The following is an 18,520-nucleotide window of genomic DNA, read 5'->3' on the forward strand; positions in this document are numbered from 1 at the left end:
CTAGCGCTCGCTGATATCGACCGCGATCATATTGTCGTCCGGCTTGCGGTCGATCAGCTTGTTGTCGGGATCGATACCCGCCCTGGCTGGCCGGCCGCTGACCACCACCGTGTAGCTGGTCTGCCTGTTGCTGATTGACTGGCGTTGGCGCAGCAGCGCGTTGCCATCCTTGTCGTCCACGCCGATCTCGATCAGGTCGCGCAGCGGTGCTTCGCGCTCTTCTCCCTGCTCGCCCGCCTGGACCTTGCCGGCCTGCACCTTGATGCTGACCTCATAGCGCCCGTCCGGCAGCTTGCGCGCCGTCGCCGTCAGTGCGCGATTATCGAACAGCACGATTTTTTCGAACAGGTCATCGATCAGATAGGCTTGTTCCGGCGGCGTGACCTTGCGCAAGCCATCGATCAGCGCCGTCACGCTGGCGTAGGGCGGCCACTGGCGGCGATGCCCTTGCAGCAGCTCGCGCAGCACGCCGTTGATCTTGTCTTCGCCGACGATGTCTTGCAGCAAATACATGGCCAGCGCGCCCTTGTGGTAGTGGATATAGTCCTGCCGGTCATTGTCGGCCAGCGGCCACTCGCGGTTGCGCTCTTCCGCGCGGCCCATCAGGTAGCGGTTCAGGTCGTAGCGCAGGAAGCGCCGCATCTTGTTCGGGCCGACGGTTTTCTTCATCACCATCAGTGCCGAATATTCGGCCAGCGTTTCGCTGAGCACGGTCGCGCCGCGCGTATTGCCGGCCACCAGCTGGTGCCCCCACCACTGATGCGCCACTTCATGCGCGGTGACGTAGAACGGGTAGTCGAGATCTTTCGGGTTCTTGTCGTCGACCCTGGCGATAAAGCCCAAGCCTTCGGAAAACGGTATGGTGCCCGGAAACGACTGCGCATAGGTTTCATAGCGCGGAAACTCGACGATGCGCACGATCTTGTGCTGGTAGGGGCCGAAGTTCTTCGTGTAGTACTCGAGCGCTTCCTTGCTGCCGCGCACGAAGCGGTCCAGATTGTATTCGTGGCCGGGCTGGTAATACACATCGATGGCCACGTCCTGCCAGCGCTCGTGCCTGACGGCGTAGCGGGCCGACTGGAAGGCGTAGAAATTGAGGATGGGCTGGTCCATCTTGTAATGGAAGTAATGGCGGCCCTGGGCGATCCAGTCGTTGTCGAGCATGCCGGGCGCGATCGCCGTCTGGCCGTCGACGGTGCTGACGGTCGCTTCAAAGTTGATGCGGTCGGCGTCATTGCCGATATAGCTGTCGGCCAGTCCATGCGCATCGTCGCGCGCCAGGGCGCGTTCGCGGGCCGGCAAGCCGTGCCGCTTGCGGTCGCGCGCATCGGCCAGTTCCAGCTGCTGCTGGTAACCGACATGCGGCAGCACGGCGTTGGTAAAGAAGGTACCGTTGGCCCGCACGGGCGTTTCCTGGCCCAGGCCCAGCACGCCGCGCGGCGCGTAATCGATGTCGAAATCGAGGCCCAGGGTGGCGCCAGGCGCCAGCGGCGCGGCCAGGCGGTAGCTGTAAAAGCCCAGGCGCGTATCGTCCAGTCCCGGATGGACGCGCGTGTCGAAGCGCAGCCGCATGCTGGCGGTGGGGTCTTGCTGGATGAAAATCTGGCTGATCGGCAAGGCGGTGCGGTTTTCCAGCAGGTAGCGTCCCTTGATTCTCAGGGTGCGCTGGGCCGGGTAGATCGCCACATCGAGCTTGACGTCGGCGATGCGTGGCTGCGGCGTGGCCGCCAGCTTGCGGTACTGGCGCTCGAAGCTGGCGCGGTCGGCTTCGCGCGCATAGCCGGATTTGTCATCGTTGGCGATATGGAAGGTGTAGAACAGCACGCCGCCAGCGACCATGAAAATCGCCAGGCCGAAGGCGAAGCTGGCCAGCACCGGCCGGCTCAAGGCGTGGCGCGCCAGGCGCAGGCGGATGCGCCAGCTGTCGTGCGCGCCGCGTTGCCAGAACAGCAGGGTCAGCACGGTCAGCATCACGGTCGCGCCGCTCCAGTACAGCAGGTACCAGCGTTCGCGCAGCAAATAGTGGCCGGCGCCGTTCATGGCCGAATACACGAACTCGGGCGTGGTGCCATACAGCAGCAGCGGGTTGCCCAGCTCCAGCGAATGCAGGGTGATGGTCACGCCGTAATACACGATCATGGCGAAGTAGGCCAGGTAGCGCTGGTTGAGCAGCACCTGAAGGAAGATCGCCAGCACCGCCCCCAGCGCATAGTTGGGCAACTGCGTGAGGAACAGCGCTTCGAAGTACAGGCCGGGATCGAGCCGGTAATAGCCCTTGACGATCTGGATCGACATGCCGCACAACATGACCACCACGCTCAGCAAGGCCTGCAGGCCGATCAGCGCAAACAGTTTGGCCAGCAGCGGCAGCCAGTTCGGCACGGGCAGGGCGTCGAGCATCAGCTGCAGCCCGTTTTCGCGCTCGCGCCATACCAGTTCGCCGGCATACAGGGTGGTGATCACCAGCATGAACACGGCAAACGAGCCGCCGACAATCTCCAGCATTTTTTCCGTCACCGGATAGGTATTGGTGCCGTACATCGAGCCCATGTCCAGCGCGCTGGCATACATCACCAGCACGCCGGCCAGCACGATAACGACAAAATAGATGTTCTTGACGGTTTCGCGCAGGTTCAGCCAGCTCATCTGCAACAGCAGGGCCGCCAGGCTGCGTCCGGTAAAGTCGGGCCGCTCGTGCGTGTCCCGCGCGCTGTTTGACAAGTGCGCCGGCGGCGTGGCCTCGCCCTGGCGCCGGGTAGTGCCGCCATCGGACGTGGCCTGGAAGTGGAAGCGCCAGTAGCCCAGCAGCAAGGCCAGCAGGGCCAGGCCGCACCAGATGGCGCGGTTCGTCAGGTACACGCCTTCGAGCGTGACCAGGCGCGCGTTGCGCTCGGCATTGGGCCAGTATTCGGTCAGCCGTATCAGCGCGGTGGTGCCGAAGGGGTCGATCAGCGCGGCCAGGGTCTTGAAGTCGAGGTCGCGCGCCAGCGAGGGCGCCACCAGGTAGCCGATCAGCATCACTACCGAGCTGATATACACGGGCAGCATGCGCCGCGTCAGCGCGGCGATGACGAAAAAGATGGCGCCGAAGATGAACAGATTGGGCAGCAGGGTAAACACATACGGCATCAGGTAGGCCAGCAGGCGCTGCGGCCCCAGCCGTTCCTGGTCGATGCCCGGCAACCAGCTGCCCAGCCAGGCGCCGAGGATAATGCTGGAAAACACCACCGCCAGCACCACGCTGGCGCCGAGAAAACGGCCGAACACATACTGGTCTTTGCGGATCGGCGCGCTGAAGAAGAAATGCTGCATGCCGTATTCGACATCCTGCTGTACCGAGCGGCCCATCATGGCGGCCACCACCACCGCGCCGAAGCAGCCCAGCACGGCGCAGCTCAGGGCCAGCGAACGGGGCGCATTGATCAGGAAGCGCCCGCCCATGCTGATCGAGATTTCCTTGAAGGCGCCACCGGCGGCGGCCATCCACAGCATGGACAGGGCCAGGAACATGGCGAAATACACCCAGGTGGACAGCAGCTTGAAGCGCTGTCGTGCTTCAAAGTAGGCAATGGCGAGCATGCTTACTCCTGGCCGCAGCCGGGATCGACGCGGTGGCGCCCGGCGATGGTGGCGAAATACAGGTCTTCCAGGTCGCCGATGGCTTCCTCGAAACCGTCTCCGGGGTCGATGTCGCTGTAGACATGGATCAGGGTGCGGCCCGACAGCAGCCGGGTGGAAATGACGGCGTGGCGCTGCTGGAAGCTGGCCAGCTCCTTCTTGTCGACAAAGCGCGCCCAGATCTTGCAGCTGACATCATCGATCAGTTCCTGCGTTTTTCCGCACAGCAGCACATGGCCCTTGTTGATGATGGCCATGTTGGCGCACAGGTCGGCCACGTCGGACACGATATGCGTCGACAGAATCACCGTCTTGTCGTCGCCGATATCGGACAGCAGGTTGTGGAAGCGCACCCGCTCCTGCGGGTCGAGGCCGGCCGTCGGTTCGTCGACGATGATCAGCTTCGGGTCGCCCAGGAGCGCCTGGGCGATGCCGAAGCGCTGGCGCATGCCGCCCGAAAACGTGCCCAGACGCTGGTGGCGCACATCGAACAGATTGGTTTGCTGCAGCAGGCCGTCGACCACTTCGCGCCGGCGCGCGCGCTGCGACAGGCCTTTCAAATTGGCAAAGTGGTCCAGCAGTTCATAAGCCGTCACTTTCGGATACAGGCCGAAGTCCTGCGGCAGATAGCCGAGCATGCGGCGTATCTCGTCCTTGTCGTCGAGCACGTCGTAGTCGCCGAAGAAGACCGAGCCGGAATCGCATTCCTGCAAGGTGGCCAGGGTGCGCATCAGGGTCGATTTGCCGGCGCCGTTCGGGCCCAGGAGGCCAAACATGCCGGGAGGGATCGCCAGCGAAATATCGTCCAGCGCCACGACACCGTTGGCGTAGGTTTTCGACAAATGACGAATCTGCAATTCCATACAATTCCTTGCTCATGCTGTTAGACGTGCGGCGCCCGGCGCCTGGGCAGGCAATCGGGGGCTGATCCATGATGGCATTGTATTGAATAAAAGATGTACTGGGCAGTTGCTTGCGATATACGGTATTTTCGCATGCCCAGAGTGCGATAGATGCGGCGCAACGGCGGCGCCGCTGTGTCAGCGTGCGCCGCCCGCGCCGGTCAGTTGCGAAACAGCACCGACTCGCGCTTGAACCACCAGCGGCACAGCAGCAGCAGGGCGCCGGCGATCACCGTGGTCGAGGCCAGGATCACGCCGAACATGCTGTAATCCATGGTGCCCTTGACCAGCTCCTTCATGGCCAGCGAGACATTGGTCAGCGGCACCATCGCCCACAGCCAGTTCAGTTCCACACCAGGCAGCATGGCCACCACGATGGGCAGGATGGTCAGCAGCATCAGCGGCGTGATCATGCCGGCCGCTTCCTTGTAGCTCTTGGCATAGATCGAGATCGACAGCAGCAAGGAGGCGAAGATGGCGGCCGTCGGCACCAGCATCAGGGTGATCATCGCCAGGTCGGTCAGCGTAATGCTGCGCACCATCATGGCCAGGTTGCCTTCGAGCGAGCCGCCGAACGCGGTCAACAGCACCGCCAGGCTGCCCACCATCAGCACGGCCGAGGTCATGCCGACGGTAAACAGGACGAGGAACTTGGCCAGCACGATGGCGCCGCGCGGCACCGGCGCGAGCAGCAAGGTTTCCAGCGTGCCTCTTTCCTTTTCGCCGGCGCCCATGTCGATGGCCGGATACATGGCCGCCGTCAGGCACACCATCAGCAGCAGATACGGCAGCATGCCGCCGATCACGGCGCCCATCTGCTCGCGCTGGTTGGCCGTCGATTTTTTCTCCAGCAGCACCGGCGCCAGCGCAAAGGCCAGCTGTTCGGGATTGAGCTTCAGGACCGACAGCGCCTCCTGGCGCAAGCTGGCGTTGTAGCCGTCGATCACCTCGCGCACGCGCTGCTGCGTGACATCGACCGTGCTGGCGCTGTTGTAGTGCAAGGTGATGGTCGCTTGCCGCTGCTGCCGCACGGCAGCGTCAAACTGCGGCGGTATCACCACCGCGAATTTGATGCGTTCGTCCAGAATGGCCTGGCGGATCTCGTTTTCGTCCGTCAACGGCACCAGGCGCAGATTGCCTTGCTGGCCAAAGCGCGCGGCCAGGGCCGGTGCGTGCTGCTGGCCGAAGATGGCATAGCGCAGCTCGGCCGTCCTGGCGTTCTTGAACATATTGCTTGAAACATAAGCGAAGCCGCCAAAGATCAGCGGCATGGCGAAGATCGGAATCAGGATGGTGAAGATCAGAGTCTTGCGGTCGCGCGTGAGTTCCAGCAATTCCTTCAGATAAATGGTCCACATAGGTTCAAGCTCCCCGGTTGATGACGCCGACAAAGGCGTCGTACAAATCTGCGCTGCCGCCCAGGTGGCGCAACTCGTCCACCGTGCCGTTGAAGGCGGTGCTGCCATGGTTGATGATACAGACGCGGTCGCACAGTTTTTCCACCTCGTGCAGATGATGGGTGGAAAAAATCAGCGGCACGCGCAGCGCCTTGTAGCTGGCGATAAAGTCGAGCAGGATCTTGGCCGACATGACGTCCAGGCCGGTGGTCGGCTCGTCGAGGATCACCACCTGTGGCGCATGCACGACGGTGCGCGCGATCGCGCATTTCTGTTTCATGCCGGTCGACAGCTGGTCGGCGCGCTTGTTGCCGTAGTGTTCCATCTGCAGCAGCGCGAACAGTTCATCGCAGCGCTGCTTGAGCTTGTCGGCCGGCATGCCATGCAGGCGGCCGAAGTATTCCACGTTTTCGCGCGCCGTCAGGCGGCCGTACAGGCCGGTCGAGCCGGACAGGAAGCCGATGCTTTGGCGCGCCACCAGCGGCTGCTGCAAGACGTCGACGCCATTGACCAGGGCGCTGCCCGCGTCCGCCTGCAGGGCCGTCGACAGCAGGCGCAAGGTGGTGGTCTTGCCGGCGCCGTTCGGACCCAGCAGTCCCAGTACTTCGCCGGGAGCGCAGCTGAAACTGACGTCGCGCACGGCGTGGAACCAGCCGTCGTGGTCGCGCGGATCGGGTGCCGATGTGGTGTTGTCCTTCTGCGGCGGCAGGCGAAAACGCTTGGCCAGGTGCTTTACCTCTATCATGGGGGCATCCATTCTGGTGGGGGCTTCAGCGTAGCATGTAAAAAAAGTAAGTTGCAAGAGGGAAATAGTGAACAGCTATTGAAAAAGGCCGCATCTTCATGCAAGCTGCGCGATGGGCGCTGCCTGACGGCGCAGGGGGAATGCAATGAGAAACATAGACGAGGCGATGCAGCAGAAAGTGCTGGCCGTGGCGCGCGCCGGCATGACCAGCGCGGAAGCCATCGGCTTCTTTCGCGTCAGCCTTGGACTGTACTACCTGGCCGGCTTGATGACGCAGGAAGAGCTCGACTTCAAGAAGATCGATGCCAAGTACAACCGTTTCATTTACCACACGCTCGGTGGCGGCCACAGCATTGCCAGCGTCTTGCAATACATGAGCGGAGAAAAAGTGCTGCGGGTGCTCGAGTCGCCGCGCTTCCTGGCCGCCTTCGGCACGCATTGTCCCGACATTCCCATCGACAGCATGTTTTTCCTGGTGTCGCTGAACCTGGGGGTGGCGAAAAGCCTGTCGGGCCTGGACGCCGTTGGCCCCGTGGTGGACTGGATCGAAAAGGAAAAAGCGCGCACAGGTCAAGCCAGTCAGTAAAGCCATGTCCGCCTGTAGGCCATGCCGCGACGGCTGGCCGCGATCGTCCTATAATCATGTTTTACCCCAGACATGAGTTCCAAGACGATGACCGCACACCGCTACTTCAATCCCCTGGATCGTTTGATCGTCGGCGCCGACAAGGCCTTGCGCGTGATCGCCGGCGTGGCCTCGGCCTCGCGCCCGACGCCGGCCGCGCAGGCGCCCGACGCCACCCTGAGCGCGGCCGAGCAGCGCCACAGCGCCGGGCTGATGCGCGTCAATCATGTCGGTGAAGTGTGCGCGCAAGCCTTGTACAACTCGCAGGCGCGTCATGCGCACAGCCCCGCCATCCGCGCCCAGTTCGACGAGGCGGGCCGCGAGGAGGAAGATCATCTGGCCTGGACGGCGCAGCGCGTGCATGAGCTGGGCTCGCGCCTGAGCCTGTTGAATCCGCTGTGGTACGCCGGCTCGTTTGCGCTCGGCACCATCGCCGCGCGCATGGGCGACGGCCAGAGCCTGGGGTTTGTGGTGGAAACGGAAAAACAGGTCGAAGCGCATCTGCAAAGCCACCTGGGCGAGCTGCCGCCGCAGGACGCCAAATCGCGCGCCATCGTGCGCCAGATGCAGCTCGACGAAATCGAACACGGCGCCGCCGCACAGCGCCTGGGCGCCATCAATACGCCGGCGCCGGTCAAGGCGCTGATGGGCGTCATGGGTAAAGTGATGACGAAAACGGCTTATTACCTGTAAGTTACTCTTCGATAATCTCAAACGAGTGGGTGATCTCGGCTGTTTTCGCCAGCATGATCGACGCCGAGCAATATTTGTCATGCGACAGCGCCACGGCGCGTTCCACGGCGGTTGGCTTGAGGGCCTTGCCGCGCACGGTGAAGTGGAAGTGGATCCTGGTAAATACCTTGGGGTCAAGCTCGGCGCGGTCGGCCTTGAGCGTCACTTCGCAGCCACTGACGGCTTCGCGGCCGCGTTTCAGGATCAGCACCACGTCATAGGCGGTGCAGCCGCCGGTGCCCAGCAAGACCATTTCCATCGGCCGCGGCGCCAGGTTGTGGCCGCCGCCGTCCGGGGCGCCATCCATGGTCACCAGGTGGCCGGAGCCGGTTTCTGCCCGAAAACTCATGCCCGACGGGCCATTCCAGCTAACTTTGCATTCCATCGTACTTCTCCGAAAATTGTAGGCGTTTTGTATTGTAATGGAGGAATGCCGGTCCATGTTTGGTCCGCCGGGGCGCAATCGGCCGTGATGGCGGTTGTAATTGCGGCTTGACCGCGCACGGCAAAGCCGCTTATACTTGTCGGCTTTCCGTTCGCTCAGGAAAAGTAAATAAGGCAGAGTCCGCGCAAGTAACCAGGCGGAACCACCATTTGAGCGTGTAATCTATTAGGAAGTCAACATGAAAACATTTTCCGCTAAAGGACATGAAGTCCAGCGCGATTGGTTCGTGGTTGACGCGACGGACAAAGTCCTCGGACGTGTTGCCAGCGAAGTGGCACTCCGACTGCGCGGCAAACACAAACCGGAATTTACTCCTCACGTCGATACCGGCGACTTTATCGTCGTCATCAACGCAGGCAAACTGCGTGTGACCGGTACCAAAGCTACCGAGAAAATTTACTACCGTCACTCTGGCTATCCAGGCGGCATCTACGAAACCAACTTCCAGAAAATGCAACAGCGTTTTCCAGGTCGCGCGCTTGAGAAAGCGGTCAAGGGCATGCTGCCTAAAGGCCCACTCGGCTACGCAATGATCAAGAAGCTGAAAGTGTACGCGGAAGGTTCCCATCCGCACGCAGCTCAGCAACCTAAAGCACTTGTTCTCTAAGGAACTGACATGATCGGTAATTACAATTATGGAACCGGCCGTCGCAAGAGTGCAGTGGCTCGCGTTTTTATCAAAGTTGGCACAGGCTTGATCGTTGTTAACGGCAAACCAGCAAACGAATACTTCTCGCGCGAAACCGGTCTGATGGTGATCCGTCAACCACTGGAACTGACCGGCAATGTCGAGCGTTTCGACATCAAAGTCAACGTCCATGGCGGCGGCGAGTCGGGCCAGGCTGGTGCAGTTCGTCACGGCATCACCCGCGCTCTGATCGACTACGATGCAGCGTTGAAACCGGAACTGGCAAAAGCCGGCTTCGTGACCCGCGATGCACGTGAAGTCGAGCGTAAAAAAGTTGGTCTGCGCAAAGCACGTCGCGCAAAGCAATTCTCGAAGCGTTAATTTCTACGCTACAGCGCTTTCGGGCGCTGTCTCAAAAGCCGCTGGCCTCAAGCCGGCGGCTTTTTGCATTTCTGCGTACTGCGCCATTGCGCTGTAAAATACGCGCAAAATGCCGCAGGCTTGCGGCAACTCCCCTGGTTCATCTTATTTATTTACTCAAGGAAAAAACATGATCAAAGTTGGCATCGTCGGCGGCACTGGCTACACTGGCGTGGAATTGCTGCGCCTGCTGGCAACCCATCCGGACGTCGAGTTGACGGCGATCACTTCGCGCAAGGAAGACGGCCTGCCGGTGGCGGACATGTATCCTTCCCTGCGCGGTCATGTGACACTGGCGTTTTCCTCGCCCGACAAGGCCAACCTCGAACAATGCGACGTGGTGTTTTTTGCCACCCCGCACGGCGTGGCCATGGCGCAGGCGCCAGCCCTGCTGGCAGCCGGCGTGAAAGTGATCGACCTGGCCGCCGACTTCCGCCTGAAAGACCAGGCCAGCTTCGAACAGTGGTACAAGATTCCCCACACCGCGCCCGAGTTGATCGAGCAGGCCGTGTATGGCTTGCCGGAACTGAACCGCGAAGACATCAAAAATGCCACGCTGATTGCCAACCCCGGTTGCTACCCGACCACCATGCAGCTGGGTTTTTATCCGCTGCTGAAAGCCGGCCTGGTCAATGCGGGCAGCCTGATCGCCGATTGCAAGTCGGGCGTGTCGGGCGCCGGCCGCAAGGCGGAAATCGGCATTCTGTTCTCGGAAAGCAGCGACAGCTTCAAGGCCTATGGCGTGTCCGGCCACCGCCACCTGCCGGAAACCACGGCCCAGCTGCAACGCTTCACGGAAGAAAAAGTCGCGCTGACCTTCACGCCGCACCTGGTGCCGATGATACGCGGCATGCATTCGACCCTGTACGCACAGCTGAACAAGGACATCAGCAATGAAGCGTTGCAAGCCTTGTTCGAAGAGCAATACAAAGACGAGGCTTTCGTCGACGTGATGCCGTTCGGCTCGCATCCGGAAACCCGCTCCACGCGCGGCTCGAACGTGCTGCGCCTGGCGCTGCACCGTCCTGAAGGCGGCAATACCGTGATCGTGCTGGTGGTGCAGGACAACCTGGTCAAGGGCGCTTCCGGCCAGGCCGTGCAGTGCATGAACCTGATGTTTGGCCTGCAGGAAACAGCTGGCCTGCGGCATATCGCGCTGATGCCGTAAGCGGCGTTGCACCTGGCTCCTGGGCTGTGGGCAATAACAACGCCGTGACCGCTGAAAAAGGGCGGTCACAGCGCGACTTGCGCCAACAGTCTATAATGAATGCATGTTTTCTGAGGAGTATGAAATGAATGCTGTCGCTGAAATGCAAGATGTGATTCCATCGCCTATCGTCTTTACCGATAGCGCCGCCGAAAAAGTCGCGCAGCTGATCGAGGAAGAGGGCAATCCCGACCTGAAATTGCGCGTCTTCGTGCAGGGCGGCGGCTGCTCCGGCTTCCAGTATGGCTTCACCTTCGACGAAATCGTCAACGAAGATGACACCACCATGGTCAAGAACGGCGTCCAGCTGTTGATCGATTCCATGAGCTACCAGTACCTGGTCGGCGCGGAAATCGACTACAAGGATGACCTGGAAGGCGCGCAGTTCGTGATCAAGAATCCAACGGCAACGTCGACCTGCGGTTGCGGTTCCTCTTTCTCGGTCTAGCAGCAAACGCCTGAGATAGTGGTGTGCATGGCAATAGCGGATCTGCGGATCCGCTGTTGGCGTTTGCAGTAGCGCTCAATGCGGGTAAAGTGCACCCAGCACGCGTAGTCCCTTGGCCCCCGTCACCGCCGGCAAATTGCCCGGTTTTCTCTGTGTAAAACGCCAGGCCAGCCAGGCAAACGCCAGCGCCTCGACCTGGTTCGGCGCCACGCCCAGCGCCTCGGTCGACGCCACCGCCACGTCCGGCAACTGCCTGGCCAGCGCCGCCATCAGGGTGGCGTTATGGGCGCCGCCGCCGCACACATATACCGCATCGGCTTGCGCGCCATCGCGCAAAATGGCTTGCGCCAGGCTGGCCGCTGTCAGTTCGGTCAGGGTGGCCTGCACGTCGGCCGGCAAGACATCGGGATAGGCGGCCAGCTTGCCGGCCAGCCAGTCGGCATGGAACAGGTCGCGGCCCGTGCTTTTTGGCGCCGGCAGCGCGAAATACGCTTCGTTCAGCAGGTCCGCCAGCAAGGCGGGGATAAGCTTGCCGCTGGCGGCCCAGGCGCCGTCGGCGTCATACGGCAGGCCCTGGTGGCGCAAGCTCCAGCCATCCATCAGGGCATTGCCCGGTCCCGTATCGTAGCCCGTGACGCCGCCGTCGGCCCGCAGCACGCTGATATTGCCGATGCCGCCGATATTGGCCACCACGCGTGTCTGGCCCGGCGCATTGAACAGCGCCTGGTGAAACGCCGGGACCAGCGGTGCGCCCTGGCCGCCGGCGGCCACGTCGCGGCTGCGCAGGTCGGCGATGACATCGATGCCGCTCAGTTCGGCCAGCAGGGCCGGGTTGTTCAACTGGCGCGTAAAACCCAGTTCGGGGCGGTGGCGGATGGTCTGGCCATGCGCGCCGATGGCGGCCACGGCGTCCGGGCCGATCCCGGCCTGGGCCAGCAGCGCCTCCACGCAGCCGGCGTACAGGCGCGCCACTGCGTTGGCAGCGACCGCCTCGCGCTCGATTTCATTGTGGCCGGGCGTTTGCAAAGCCATCAGGTCATCGCGCAGGCTGGCGGGAAACGCCACATAGGCGTCGCCCAGGCTGCGCACGCTATCGTGCGAAAAGTCGACCAGGGCGCCATCGACGCCATCGAGGCTGGTGCCGGACATCAGACCGATATACAACATGCTGTTTCCTTGTCTTTGATAAAAAAAAGCACCGGCCATCGGGATGGGCGGTGCCTTTTGTTGTCCCCGCAGGGCGCGCAGCGTTCAGCCGTTAGCGCGAAGCGAGCGCCGTGTCGGCAGGGCGCAGCAGCGTGAAGCGGTGCATCATGTCGGCCGACACCATGCGGAAGCGCGACAGCTCGGCGGCGGTCAGCGGCGCCTGGGCTTGCACGTTCAGCTTGCTAGGGTCTTGCGCCACGCCGCCGACGCGGAATTCGTAGTGCAGGTGGGCGCCGGTCGACCAGCCGGTGGTGCCGACGTAACCGATGACATCGCCCTGGCTGACTTTTTGACCTTTTTTCAGGCCCGAAGCGAAGCGGCTCATATGGGCGTAGGCGGTGCTGTAGTTGGCCCAGTGCTTCAGGACCACCACGTTGCCGTAGCCGTTCTGCATGCCGACCGCATCGACTACGCCATCGCCCGAGGCGCGGATCGGCGTGCCGGTGGCGGCGGCGAAATCGATGCCTTTATGCTGTTTCCAGTTACCCGAGATCGGGTGCACGCGCATGGAGAAGCCGGACGAGACGCGGGAGAATTCGAGTGGGGATTTGAGGAAGGCTTTTTTGAGGGACTTGCCGTCGAAGCTGTAATAACCGCCGCCTTGCTTGCTGGCCGGGTCTTCGAACCATACGGACTGGAACGTCTTGCCGCGATTGGTGAATTCACCGGCCAGGATGCGTCCCGCTCGGACAAATTCGCCGTCTTGCCAGAACGTTTCATAGACCACGTTGAACGAGTCGCCGCGCTTGACGTCGGAGCGGAAGTCGATATTGGTCGAGAACATTTCGACGATCTGCCTGGAGATCACGTCCGGCAGGCGGGTGCCGTCCAGGCTGGAATCGGTGGCGGCAAACAGGGTCGAGGTGATCTTGCGCGCGTGCATTTCAACGCGGCGTTCCAGTTGCGCGGCCACTTCCGTGGCAACGAACTTGTCGCCCTTGCGGGTGATCAGGATATTGCGGGCCGATTTGTCGTCACTATCGACGAGGGTGGCACGCAACCAGTTCAGTTCGCCGTTTTCGGTCGTTTGCGCCTGCACGCGCTTGCCCGTTTTCAGCATCATTACGCGGCGCGCGACCTTGTCGGATTTGATGAAGTTGGCGGCAGCGGCATCATCGACGCCAAGACGGGTCAGCATGGCGGACAGCGTATCGCCAGGACGGACTTTTTCTTCGTGGGTGAAGTTCTGGTCTACCTGTTCGAGCGCGGTAATTTGCGAGGACAGATCAGGCATCTCCAGATTTTCGTCGATCGAACGGACCGGCAGGTCCGACGCATCGGGCGCCATCGGCGAGACCGCCACAGCGCCAAAGGCGACCACGGTCAGCAGCACCGCCGATGCGCCGACGATGCGGGCTTTGCGAGTGCTCGCCAGTTGGATGTACAAGCGCGAGCTTGTGATTTTATGTATAGGGTTCATGCAATCAGTTAAAATTTGCCCTTGAACGATTCGTGAACTGCTACTCTTTTTTATTGTTATTTTGGTTCGTTTTCATGCGGCAAGATTGATGGGATCGGGCATTATACCAAACTCTGCAAACCTACTACCATTTCGAGATCGACGGCAAAAATTTATGGAAATTAACACCACCGCATCGCCTGCCAAGGCTAACCCAGCTCAGACGCCGCTCGTGCTGTCGGACAGCGTACAAGAAGCTCTCGCGATTACCAAGCGTGGCGTCGACGAACTCTTGATCGAAAGCGAATTTGCGCAAAAATTAGCGTGCTCCGAACAAAGCGGTGTGCCGCTGCGCATCAAACTGGGCCTGGACCCGACCGCGCCGGACTTGCACCTCGGCCACACTGTAGTGCTGAACAAGATGCGCCAGTTGCAAAACCTCGGTCATCAAGTCATTTTCCTGATCGGCGATTTCACTTCCATGATCGGCGACCCGTCGGGCCGCAACGTCACGCGCCCGCCTTTGACGCGCGAACAGATCGAGATTAACGCGATGACGTATTTCGCGCAAGCATCTTTGGTGCTCGATGCCAGCAAAACCGAAATTCGCTACAACTCGGAGTGGTGCGATCCGCTCGGCGCGCGCGGCATTATCCAGCTCGCCTCCCACTATACGGTGGCGCGCATGATCGAGCGCGACGATTTTACCAAGCGTTTCCAGGGCGGCGTGCCGATTTCCGTGCATGAATTCCTGTACCCGCTGATGCAGGGCTACGATTCGGTGGCCTTGAAGTCGGATCTGGAACTGGGCGGCACCGACCAGAAATTCAACCTGCTGGTGGGCCGCGAACTGCAAAAGCAGTACGGCCAGGAACAGCAGTGTATTTTGACCATGCCGCTGCTGGAAGGTTTGGACGGCGTGGAAAAAATGTCGAAGTCGAAGAACAACTATATCGGCATTACGGAAGCGCCGAACACCATGTTCGCCAAGCTGATGAGCATTTCCGATGTCATGATGTGGCGTTACTACGAGCTGCTGTCGTGGCGCTCGATCGCCGAACTGGCGCAACTGAAGAGCGAAGTCGAGGGTGGGCGCAATCCGCGCGACGCCAAGGTGGCGCTGGCGCAAGAGATCGTCGCCCGCTTTCATTCGCAGCAGGCGGCCGAGGAAGCGCTGGCCGATTTCGTCAACCGCTCGAAGGGCGGCATTCCCGACGACATCCCCGAAGTGGCCGTGGCCGGCGCGCCGCTGGCGATCACCCAGTTGCTCAAGCAAACGGGGCTGTGCCCGTCGGTCTCGGAAGCGGGCCGCATGATCGACCAGGGTGGCGTGCGCATCGACGGCGCCGTGATCAGCGACAAGGCCTTGAGAGTCGAGGCCGGCACATGCGTGCTGCAAGTAGGCAAGCGCAAATTTGCACGCGTGACCTTGACGGCATGATCGCGCTGCTGCAAAGAGTGACGCAGGCCAGGGTCGACGTCGATGGCAGCACCATCGGCGCCATCGATGGCGGCCTGATGGTGCTGGTGTGCGCCGAGCGCGGCGATACCGAGAAAGAAGCGGACGCCTTGCTGACCAAACTGCTGGGCTATCGCGTCTTTGCCGACGCGGCCGGCAAGATGAACCGCAGCGTGACCGATGTGGCTGGCGGCTTGCTGCTGGTGCCGCAGTTCACGCTGGCGGCCGATACCAAATCGGGCACGCGCCCGTCGTTCACGCCGGCGGCCAGTCCGCAGGACGGCTTGCGCCTGTTCAACCATTTCGTGGCGCAGGCGCGCGGCCGCCATGCCACGGTGCAGACGGGGCAGTTCGGTGCCGACATGCAGGTGTCGCTGACCAATGATGGCCCGGTCACGTTCTGGCTGCAAGTGAACCCGAAACCGGACTAGGGAGCGACGATGAGATTGTGGAGTGACACTTTTCGCGATGGCGGCGTGCTGCCGCCCGGCTATGCCTTTGCCGAGATCGACCCGGATCGCCATGTGCGCCTGGCCGGCAACCACAATCCCCATCTGGCCTGGGACGAGGTGCCCAACGGCACCGAGTCGCTGGCCCTGTTCTGCATCGACGGCGACGCGCCGCTCGACGCCAGCCTGGCCAACCGCGCCGGTCACAGCTTGCCGCTGGCCAGCGCGCGCGGCGATTTTTTTCACTGGACCCTGCTCGATATTCCACTGGCCATGCGCAGCATCGCCGCCGGCCAGTTTTCCAGCGCGGTGACGGCGCGCGGCAAGGCGGCCGCCAGCGTGCCGTGGCTCGATGGCAGCGGACCCTGGCAGTTGCGTCAGGGCCTCAATGACTATACCAGCTGGTTTGCCGGCGACCCCGACATGGCGGGTGACTATTACGGCTATGATGGCCCGTGTCCGCCGTGGAACGACGAGCGGCTGCACCATTATCTGTTTCACCTGTACGCGCTCGACGTGCCGCGCCTGGATCTGGCCGGGCGCTTCACGGGCCGGCAGGCGCTGGACGCCATCTACGGCCATATCCTCGACGAAGCCCGGCTCGTCGTTGCCTACTCGCTTCATCCCGGGCTGGCATTTACCTTGAAAACATGAGCACAACCATTTTATTGATACGCCATGGCGAGACGCCGTGGAACGCCGAGCGCCGCCTGCAGGGCCATATCGACATTCCCTTGAGCGACACTGGCATGCAGCAAGCCGCCGCCCTGGGCCAGGCGCTGGCCGGCGAACCGCTGGCGGCGATCCTGTCGAGCGACCTGCGGCGCGCGCAACAGACGGCGCAGGCGGTGGCCGATTTGCATGCCTTGCCGGTGCAAACGGATGCGCTGCTGCGCGAGCGCTGCTACGGCGCCTTTGAAGGCTTGCTGTATGCCGATATCGCGGCGCGGTATCCGCACGACTATGCGCAGTGGCAATCGCGGCAGATCGACGCCGTGATGCCATCGGGCGAGCGCGAAGCCGAGAGCTTTCGCCAATTTTATGCGCGCGCCAATGCGGCCATTGCCCGCTGGGCCGCACACTACGACGGCCAGGCGATCGCCATCGTCGCCCATGGCGGCGTGCTCGAGTGCGCCTACCGCGCGGCGGTCGGCATGAGGCTCGACAGGCCGCGCGATTTTCCGATCAGCAATGCCAGCGTCAACCGCTTCTCTTATACGGACGGTAAGTTGCATTTATTGCATTGGGGAAATATCGAACATCTGGCGGCGCCCGCCATGGACGAGCTGGGCTAATTGCAATCTTCGCCGCCGCCAGTGACCTGGCGCACTGAACGATAAAAAATAGTGCTTATTAATTAGGCAGGGAATCGGTTAAAATAGCAGGTTCCTCCGTCCATTTCAGGTTCTTCAGTGCAAATCGGCCCTCACATTCTGCGCAACAACGTTTTCGTCGCTCCCATGGCTGGCGTGACGGACCGGCCATTTCGCCAGTTGTGCAAGCAGTTGGGCGCCGGCTATGCCGTGTCGGAAATGGCGGCCTCGAATCCGCGATTGTGGGCGACCGAAAAAAGTGCGCGCCGTACCGACCATGACGGCGAAATGGAGCCGAAAGCGGTGCAGATCGCTGGCGCCGATCCGCAGGACCTGGCCGATTGCGCCAGATTCAATGTTGACCGGGGCGCGCAGATCATCGACATCAATATGGGTTGTCCGGTGAAAAAGGTCTGCAACAGCTGGTGCGGTTCGGCCCTGCTGCAAAACGAAAGCCTGGTTGAAAAAATCCTGCATGCGGTGGTGAACGCCGTCGACGTGCCCGTGACATTGAAATTTCGCACGGGCTGGAACCGCGAAAACAGGAACGCCTTGCGTATCGCCCGCATCGCCGAGCAGGCCGGCATCCAGATGCTGACCTTGCACGGCCGCACGCGCGCCGATGGCTACAAGGGCGACGCCGAGTACGAAACGATTGCCGCCGTGAAAGCGTCGGTGGCTATTCCCGTGGTCGCCAATGGCGACATCACCAGCCCGCAAAAGGCGCGTTATGTACTGGACCAGACGGGGGCGGACGCCGTCATGATCGGCCGCGCGGCGCAGGGCCGGCCGTGGATCTGCCGCGAGATCGACCATTTTTTGCGCACCGGCACCTTGTTGCCGGCGCCGTATGTGGACGAAGTGCGCAGCCTGATGGACGAGCATCTGCGCGCCCATTACGCGTTTTATGGTGAATTCCTCGGTGTGCGCACGGCGCGCAAGCATATCGGCTGGTACGTGAAAGACCTGGAAGGTGGCGAGCAATTCCGCCAGCAAATGAACCTGCTGGAATCGACGGACGCGCAATTGCTGGCCGTCGATCAATTTTTTGAGTCGCAATGGAAGTTTGGTGAACGGTTACAATACCGCCTCCCCGAAGACAGCGACAGCGGTTTGACCGAAATGGCCGCAGCAGTATAAAGAACAAGGGCGGACTCGGTGTGCGCCTGACTCACGCGTTTGCGCGACAGTCATGCCTGCCTGAGAGCGCCTTGATAAATCAATTAGCCGGTTGAAGCATAAAAATGAGCAAAGAAAGCATACAGGAAGTCGTTCAGAAAAGTCTGGAAGATTATTTCAATGACCTGGGCGAGCAGCAAGCGTCGAATATCTATGACATGGTCGTGTTGACCGTCGAAAAACCCATCCTGGAAGTCGTGATGACACGCGCCGATGGCAACCAGTCGCATGCCGCGCAAATGCTGGGCATCAACCGCAATACCTTGCGCAAGAAGTTGCAGGAGCACGGTCTGCTGTAATGCCGGCTTGCAAGTGACGCCAAGATTTGAATCCGTCGCAGCCCGGTAT

The 18,520-nt window shown here is 61.5% G+C and carries 19 protein-coding genes; 12 read left to right on the top strand and 7 right to left on the bottom strand.

Annotated features, from left to right (window positions below):
- The 4 genes from CD932_RS14265 to CD932_RS14280 form a co-directional block, all read right to left on the bottom strand.
- Window positions 1-3,579, bottom strand: coding sequence for a M1 family aminopeptidase (locus CD932_RS14265; protein WP_094443202.1), 3,579 nt, complete (start codon window positions 3,577-3,579; stop codon window positions 1-3).
- A gap of 2 nt (window positions 3,580-3,581) precedes the next feature.
- Window positions 3,582-4,481, bottom strand: coding sequence for an ABC transporter ATP-binding protein (locus CD932_RS14270; RefSeq protein WP_094443203.1), 900 nt, complete (start codon window positions 4,479-4,481; stop codon window positions 3,582-3,584).
- A gap of 200 nt (window positions 4,482-4,681) precedes the next feature.
- A complete protein-coding gene (locus CD932_RS14275) occupies window positions 4,682-5,878 on the bottom strand; it encodes an ABC transporter permease (protein ID WP_094443204.1) in 1,197 nt (398 codons plus the stop codon).
- A 4-nt stretch (window positions 5,879-5,882) separates the two neighbouring features.
- Entirely contained in the window at window positions 5,883-6,662 is a 780-nt protein-coding gene (locus tag CD932_RS14280; RefSeq protein ID WP_094443646.1) for an ATP-binding cassette domain-containing protein, read from the bottom strand.
- Between the two features lie 145 nt (window positions 6,663-6,807).
- Here CD932_RS14280 and CD932_RS14285 point away from each other — a divergent pair, with 145 nt between their 5' ends.
- Together CD932_RS14285 and coq7 are read left to right on the top strand one after the other, a co-directional pair.
- Complete coding sequence (locus CD932_RS14285; protein WP_094443205.1) at window positions 6,808-7,248, top strand: hypothetical protein; 441 nt, start codon at window positions 6,808-6,810, stop codon at window positions 7,246-7,248.
- A gap of 87 nt (window positions 7,249-7,335) precedes the next feature.
- Window positions 7,336-7,980, top strand: a complete 645-nt coding sequence (gene coq7, locus CD932_RS14290; protein WP_094443206.1) for a 2-polyprenyl-3-methyl-6-methoxy-1,4-benzoquinone monooxygenase — start codon at window positions 7,336-7,338, stop codon at window positions 7,978-7,980.
- A 1-nt stretch (window position 7,981) separates the two neighbouring features.
- On the opposite strand, the gene CD932_RS14295 is transcribed toward coq7, so the two are convergent.
- Window positions 7,982-8,404, bottom strand: a complete 423-nt coding sequence (locus CD932_RS14295) for an OsmC family protein (RefSeq protein WP_094443207.1) — start codon at window positions 8,402-8,404, stop codon at window positions 7,982-7,984.
- Between the two features lie 238 nt (window positions 8,405-8,642).
- Between CD932_RS14295 and rplM the strand changes: the two genes are divergently transcribed.
- From rplM to erpA, 4 genes are all read left to right on the top strand, one after another.
- The gene (rplM, locus tag CD932_RS14300) at window positions 8,643-9,071 is read left to right on the top strand and encodes a 50S ribosomal protein L13 (RefSeq protein WP_010393282.1); all 429 of its coding nucleotides are present in this window, start codon (window positions 8,643-8,645) and stop codon (window positions 9,069-9,071) included.
- A 9-nt stretch (window positions 9,072-9,080) separates the two neighbouring features.
- The gene (rpsI, locus tag CD932_RS14305; protein ID WP_010393285.1) at window positions 9,081-9,473 is read left to right on the top strand and encodes a 30S ribosomal protein S9; all 393 of its coding nucleotides are present in this window, start codon (window positions 9,081-9,083) and stop codon (window positions 9,471-9,473) included.
- A gap of 169 nt (window positions 9,474-9,642) precedes the next feature.
- Complete coding sequence (gene argC, locus CD932_RS14310; protein ID WP_094443208.1) at window positions 9,643-10,680, top strand: N-acetyl-gamma-glutamyl-phosphate reductase; 1,038 nt, start codon at window positions 9,643-9,645, stop codon at window positions 10,678-10,680.
- A 124-nt stretch (window positions 10,681-10,804) separates the two neighbouring features.
- Window positions 10,805-11,167: an iron-sulfur cluster insertion protein ErpA gene (erpA, locus tag CD932_RS14315; protein ID WP_065308248.1), complete on the top strand. Its 363-nt coding sequence runs from the start codon at window positions 10,805-10,807 to the stop codon at window positions 11,165-11,167.
- Between the two features lie 75 nt (window positions 11,168-11,242).
- On the opposite strand, the gene CD932_RS14320 is transcribed toward erpA, so the two are convergent.
- The gene (locus CD932_RS14320) at window positions 11,243-12,334 is read right to left on the bottom strand and encodes an anhydro-N-acetylmuramic acid kinase (protein WP_094443209.1); all 1,092 of its coding nucleotides are present in this window, start codon (window positions 12,332-12,334) and stop codon (window positions 11,243-11,245) included.
- Window positions 12,335-12,425: 91 nt separating this feature from the next.
- Window positions 12,426-13,793: a M23 family metallopeptidase gene (locus tag CD932_RS14325; RefSeq protein ID WP_094443210.1), complete on the bottom strand. Its 1,368-nt coding sequence runs from the start codon at window positions 13,791-13,793 to the stop codon at window positions 12,426-12,428.
- 154 nt (window positions 13,794-13,947) lie between these two features.
- On the opposite strand from CD932_RS14325, the gene tyrS reads away from it, so the two are divergent.
- The 6 genes from tyrS to CD932_RS14355 all read left to right on the top strand — a co-directional run bounded on the left by tyrS (window position 13,948) and on the right by CD932_RS14355 (window position 18,471).
- A complete protein-coding gene (tyrS, locus tag CD932_RS14330) occupies window positions 13,948-15,213 on the top strand; it encodes a tyrosine--tRNA ligase (protein ID WP_094443211.1) in 1,266 nt (421 codons plus the stop codon).
- Window positions 15,210-15,662, top strand: coding sequence for a D-aminoacyl-tRNA deacylase (gene dtd, locus CD932_RS14335; protein ID WP_094443212.1), 453 nt, complete (start codon window positions 15,210-15,212; stop codon window positions 15,660-15,662). Before tyrS ends, dtd begins: the two co-directional genes overlap by 4 nt.
- A 9-nt stretch (window positions 15,663-15,671) precedes the next feature.
- Window positions 15,672-16,334 (top strand): YbhB/YbcL family Raf kinase inhibitor-like protein, encoded by a 663-nt coding sequence (locus CD932_RS14340; RefSeq protein WP_094443213.1) that lies wholly within the window; start codon window positions 15,672-15,674, stop codon window positions 16,332-16,334.
- Window positions 16,331-16,975: a histidine phosphatase family protein gene (locus CD932_RS14345; RefSeq protein WP_094443214.1), complete on the top strand. Its 645-nt coding sequence runs from the start codon at window positions 16,331-16,333 to the stop codon at window positions 16,973-16,975. The genes CD932_RS14340 and CD932_RS14345 overlap by 4 nt, the downstream gene beginning before the upstream one ends.
- A gap of 117 nt (window positions 16,976-17,092) precedes the next feature.
- Window positions 17,093-18,133, top strand: a complete 1,041-nt coding sequence (dusB, locus tag CD932_RS14350) for a tRNA dihydrouridine synthase DusB (RefSeq protein WP_094443215.1) — start codon at window positions 17,093-17,095, stop codon at window positions 18,131-18,133.
- A 104-nt stretch (window positions 18,134-18,237) separates the two neighbouring features.
- Window positions 18,238-18,471 carry a helix-turn-helix domain-containing protein gene (locus CD932_RS14355; RefSeq protein WP_008445162.1) on the top strand — a complete coding sequence of 78 codons (234 nt, stop codon included), beginning with the start codon at window positions 18,238-18,240 and terminating at the stop codon, window positions 18,469-18,471.
- The last annotated feature ends 49 nt before the right edge of the window (window positions 18,472-18,520 follow it).

The organism is Janthinobacterium sp. PC23-8 (assembly GCF_002250505.1).
In the GTDB taxonomy this organism is placed as follows: Bacteria; Pseudomonadota; Gammaproteobacteria; order Burkholderiales; family Burkholderiaceae_D; genus Janthinobacterium.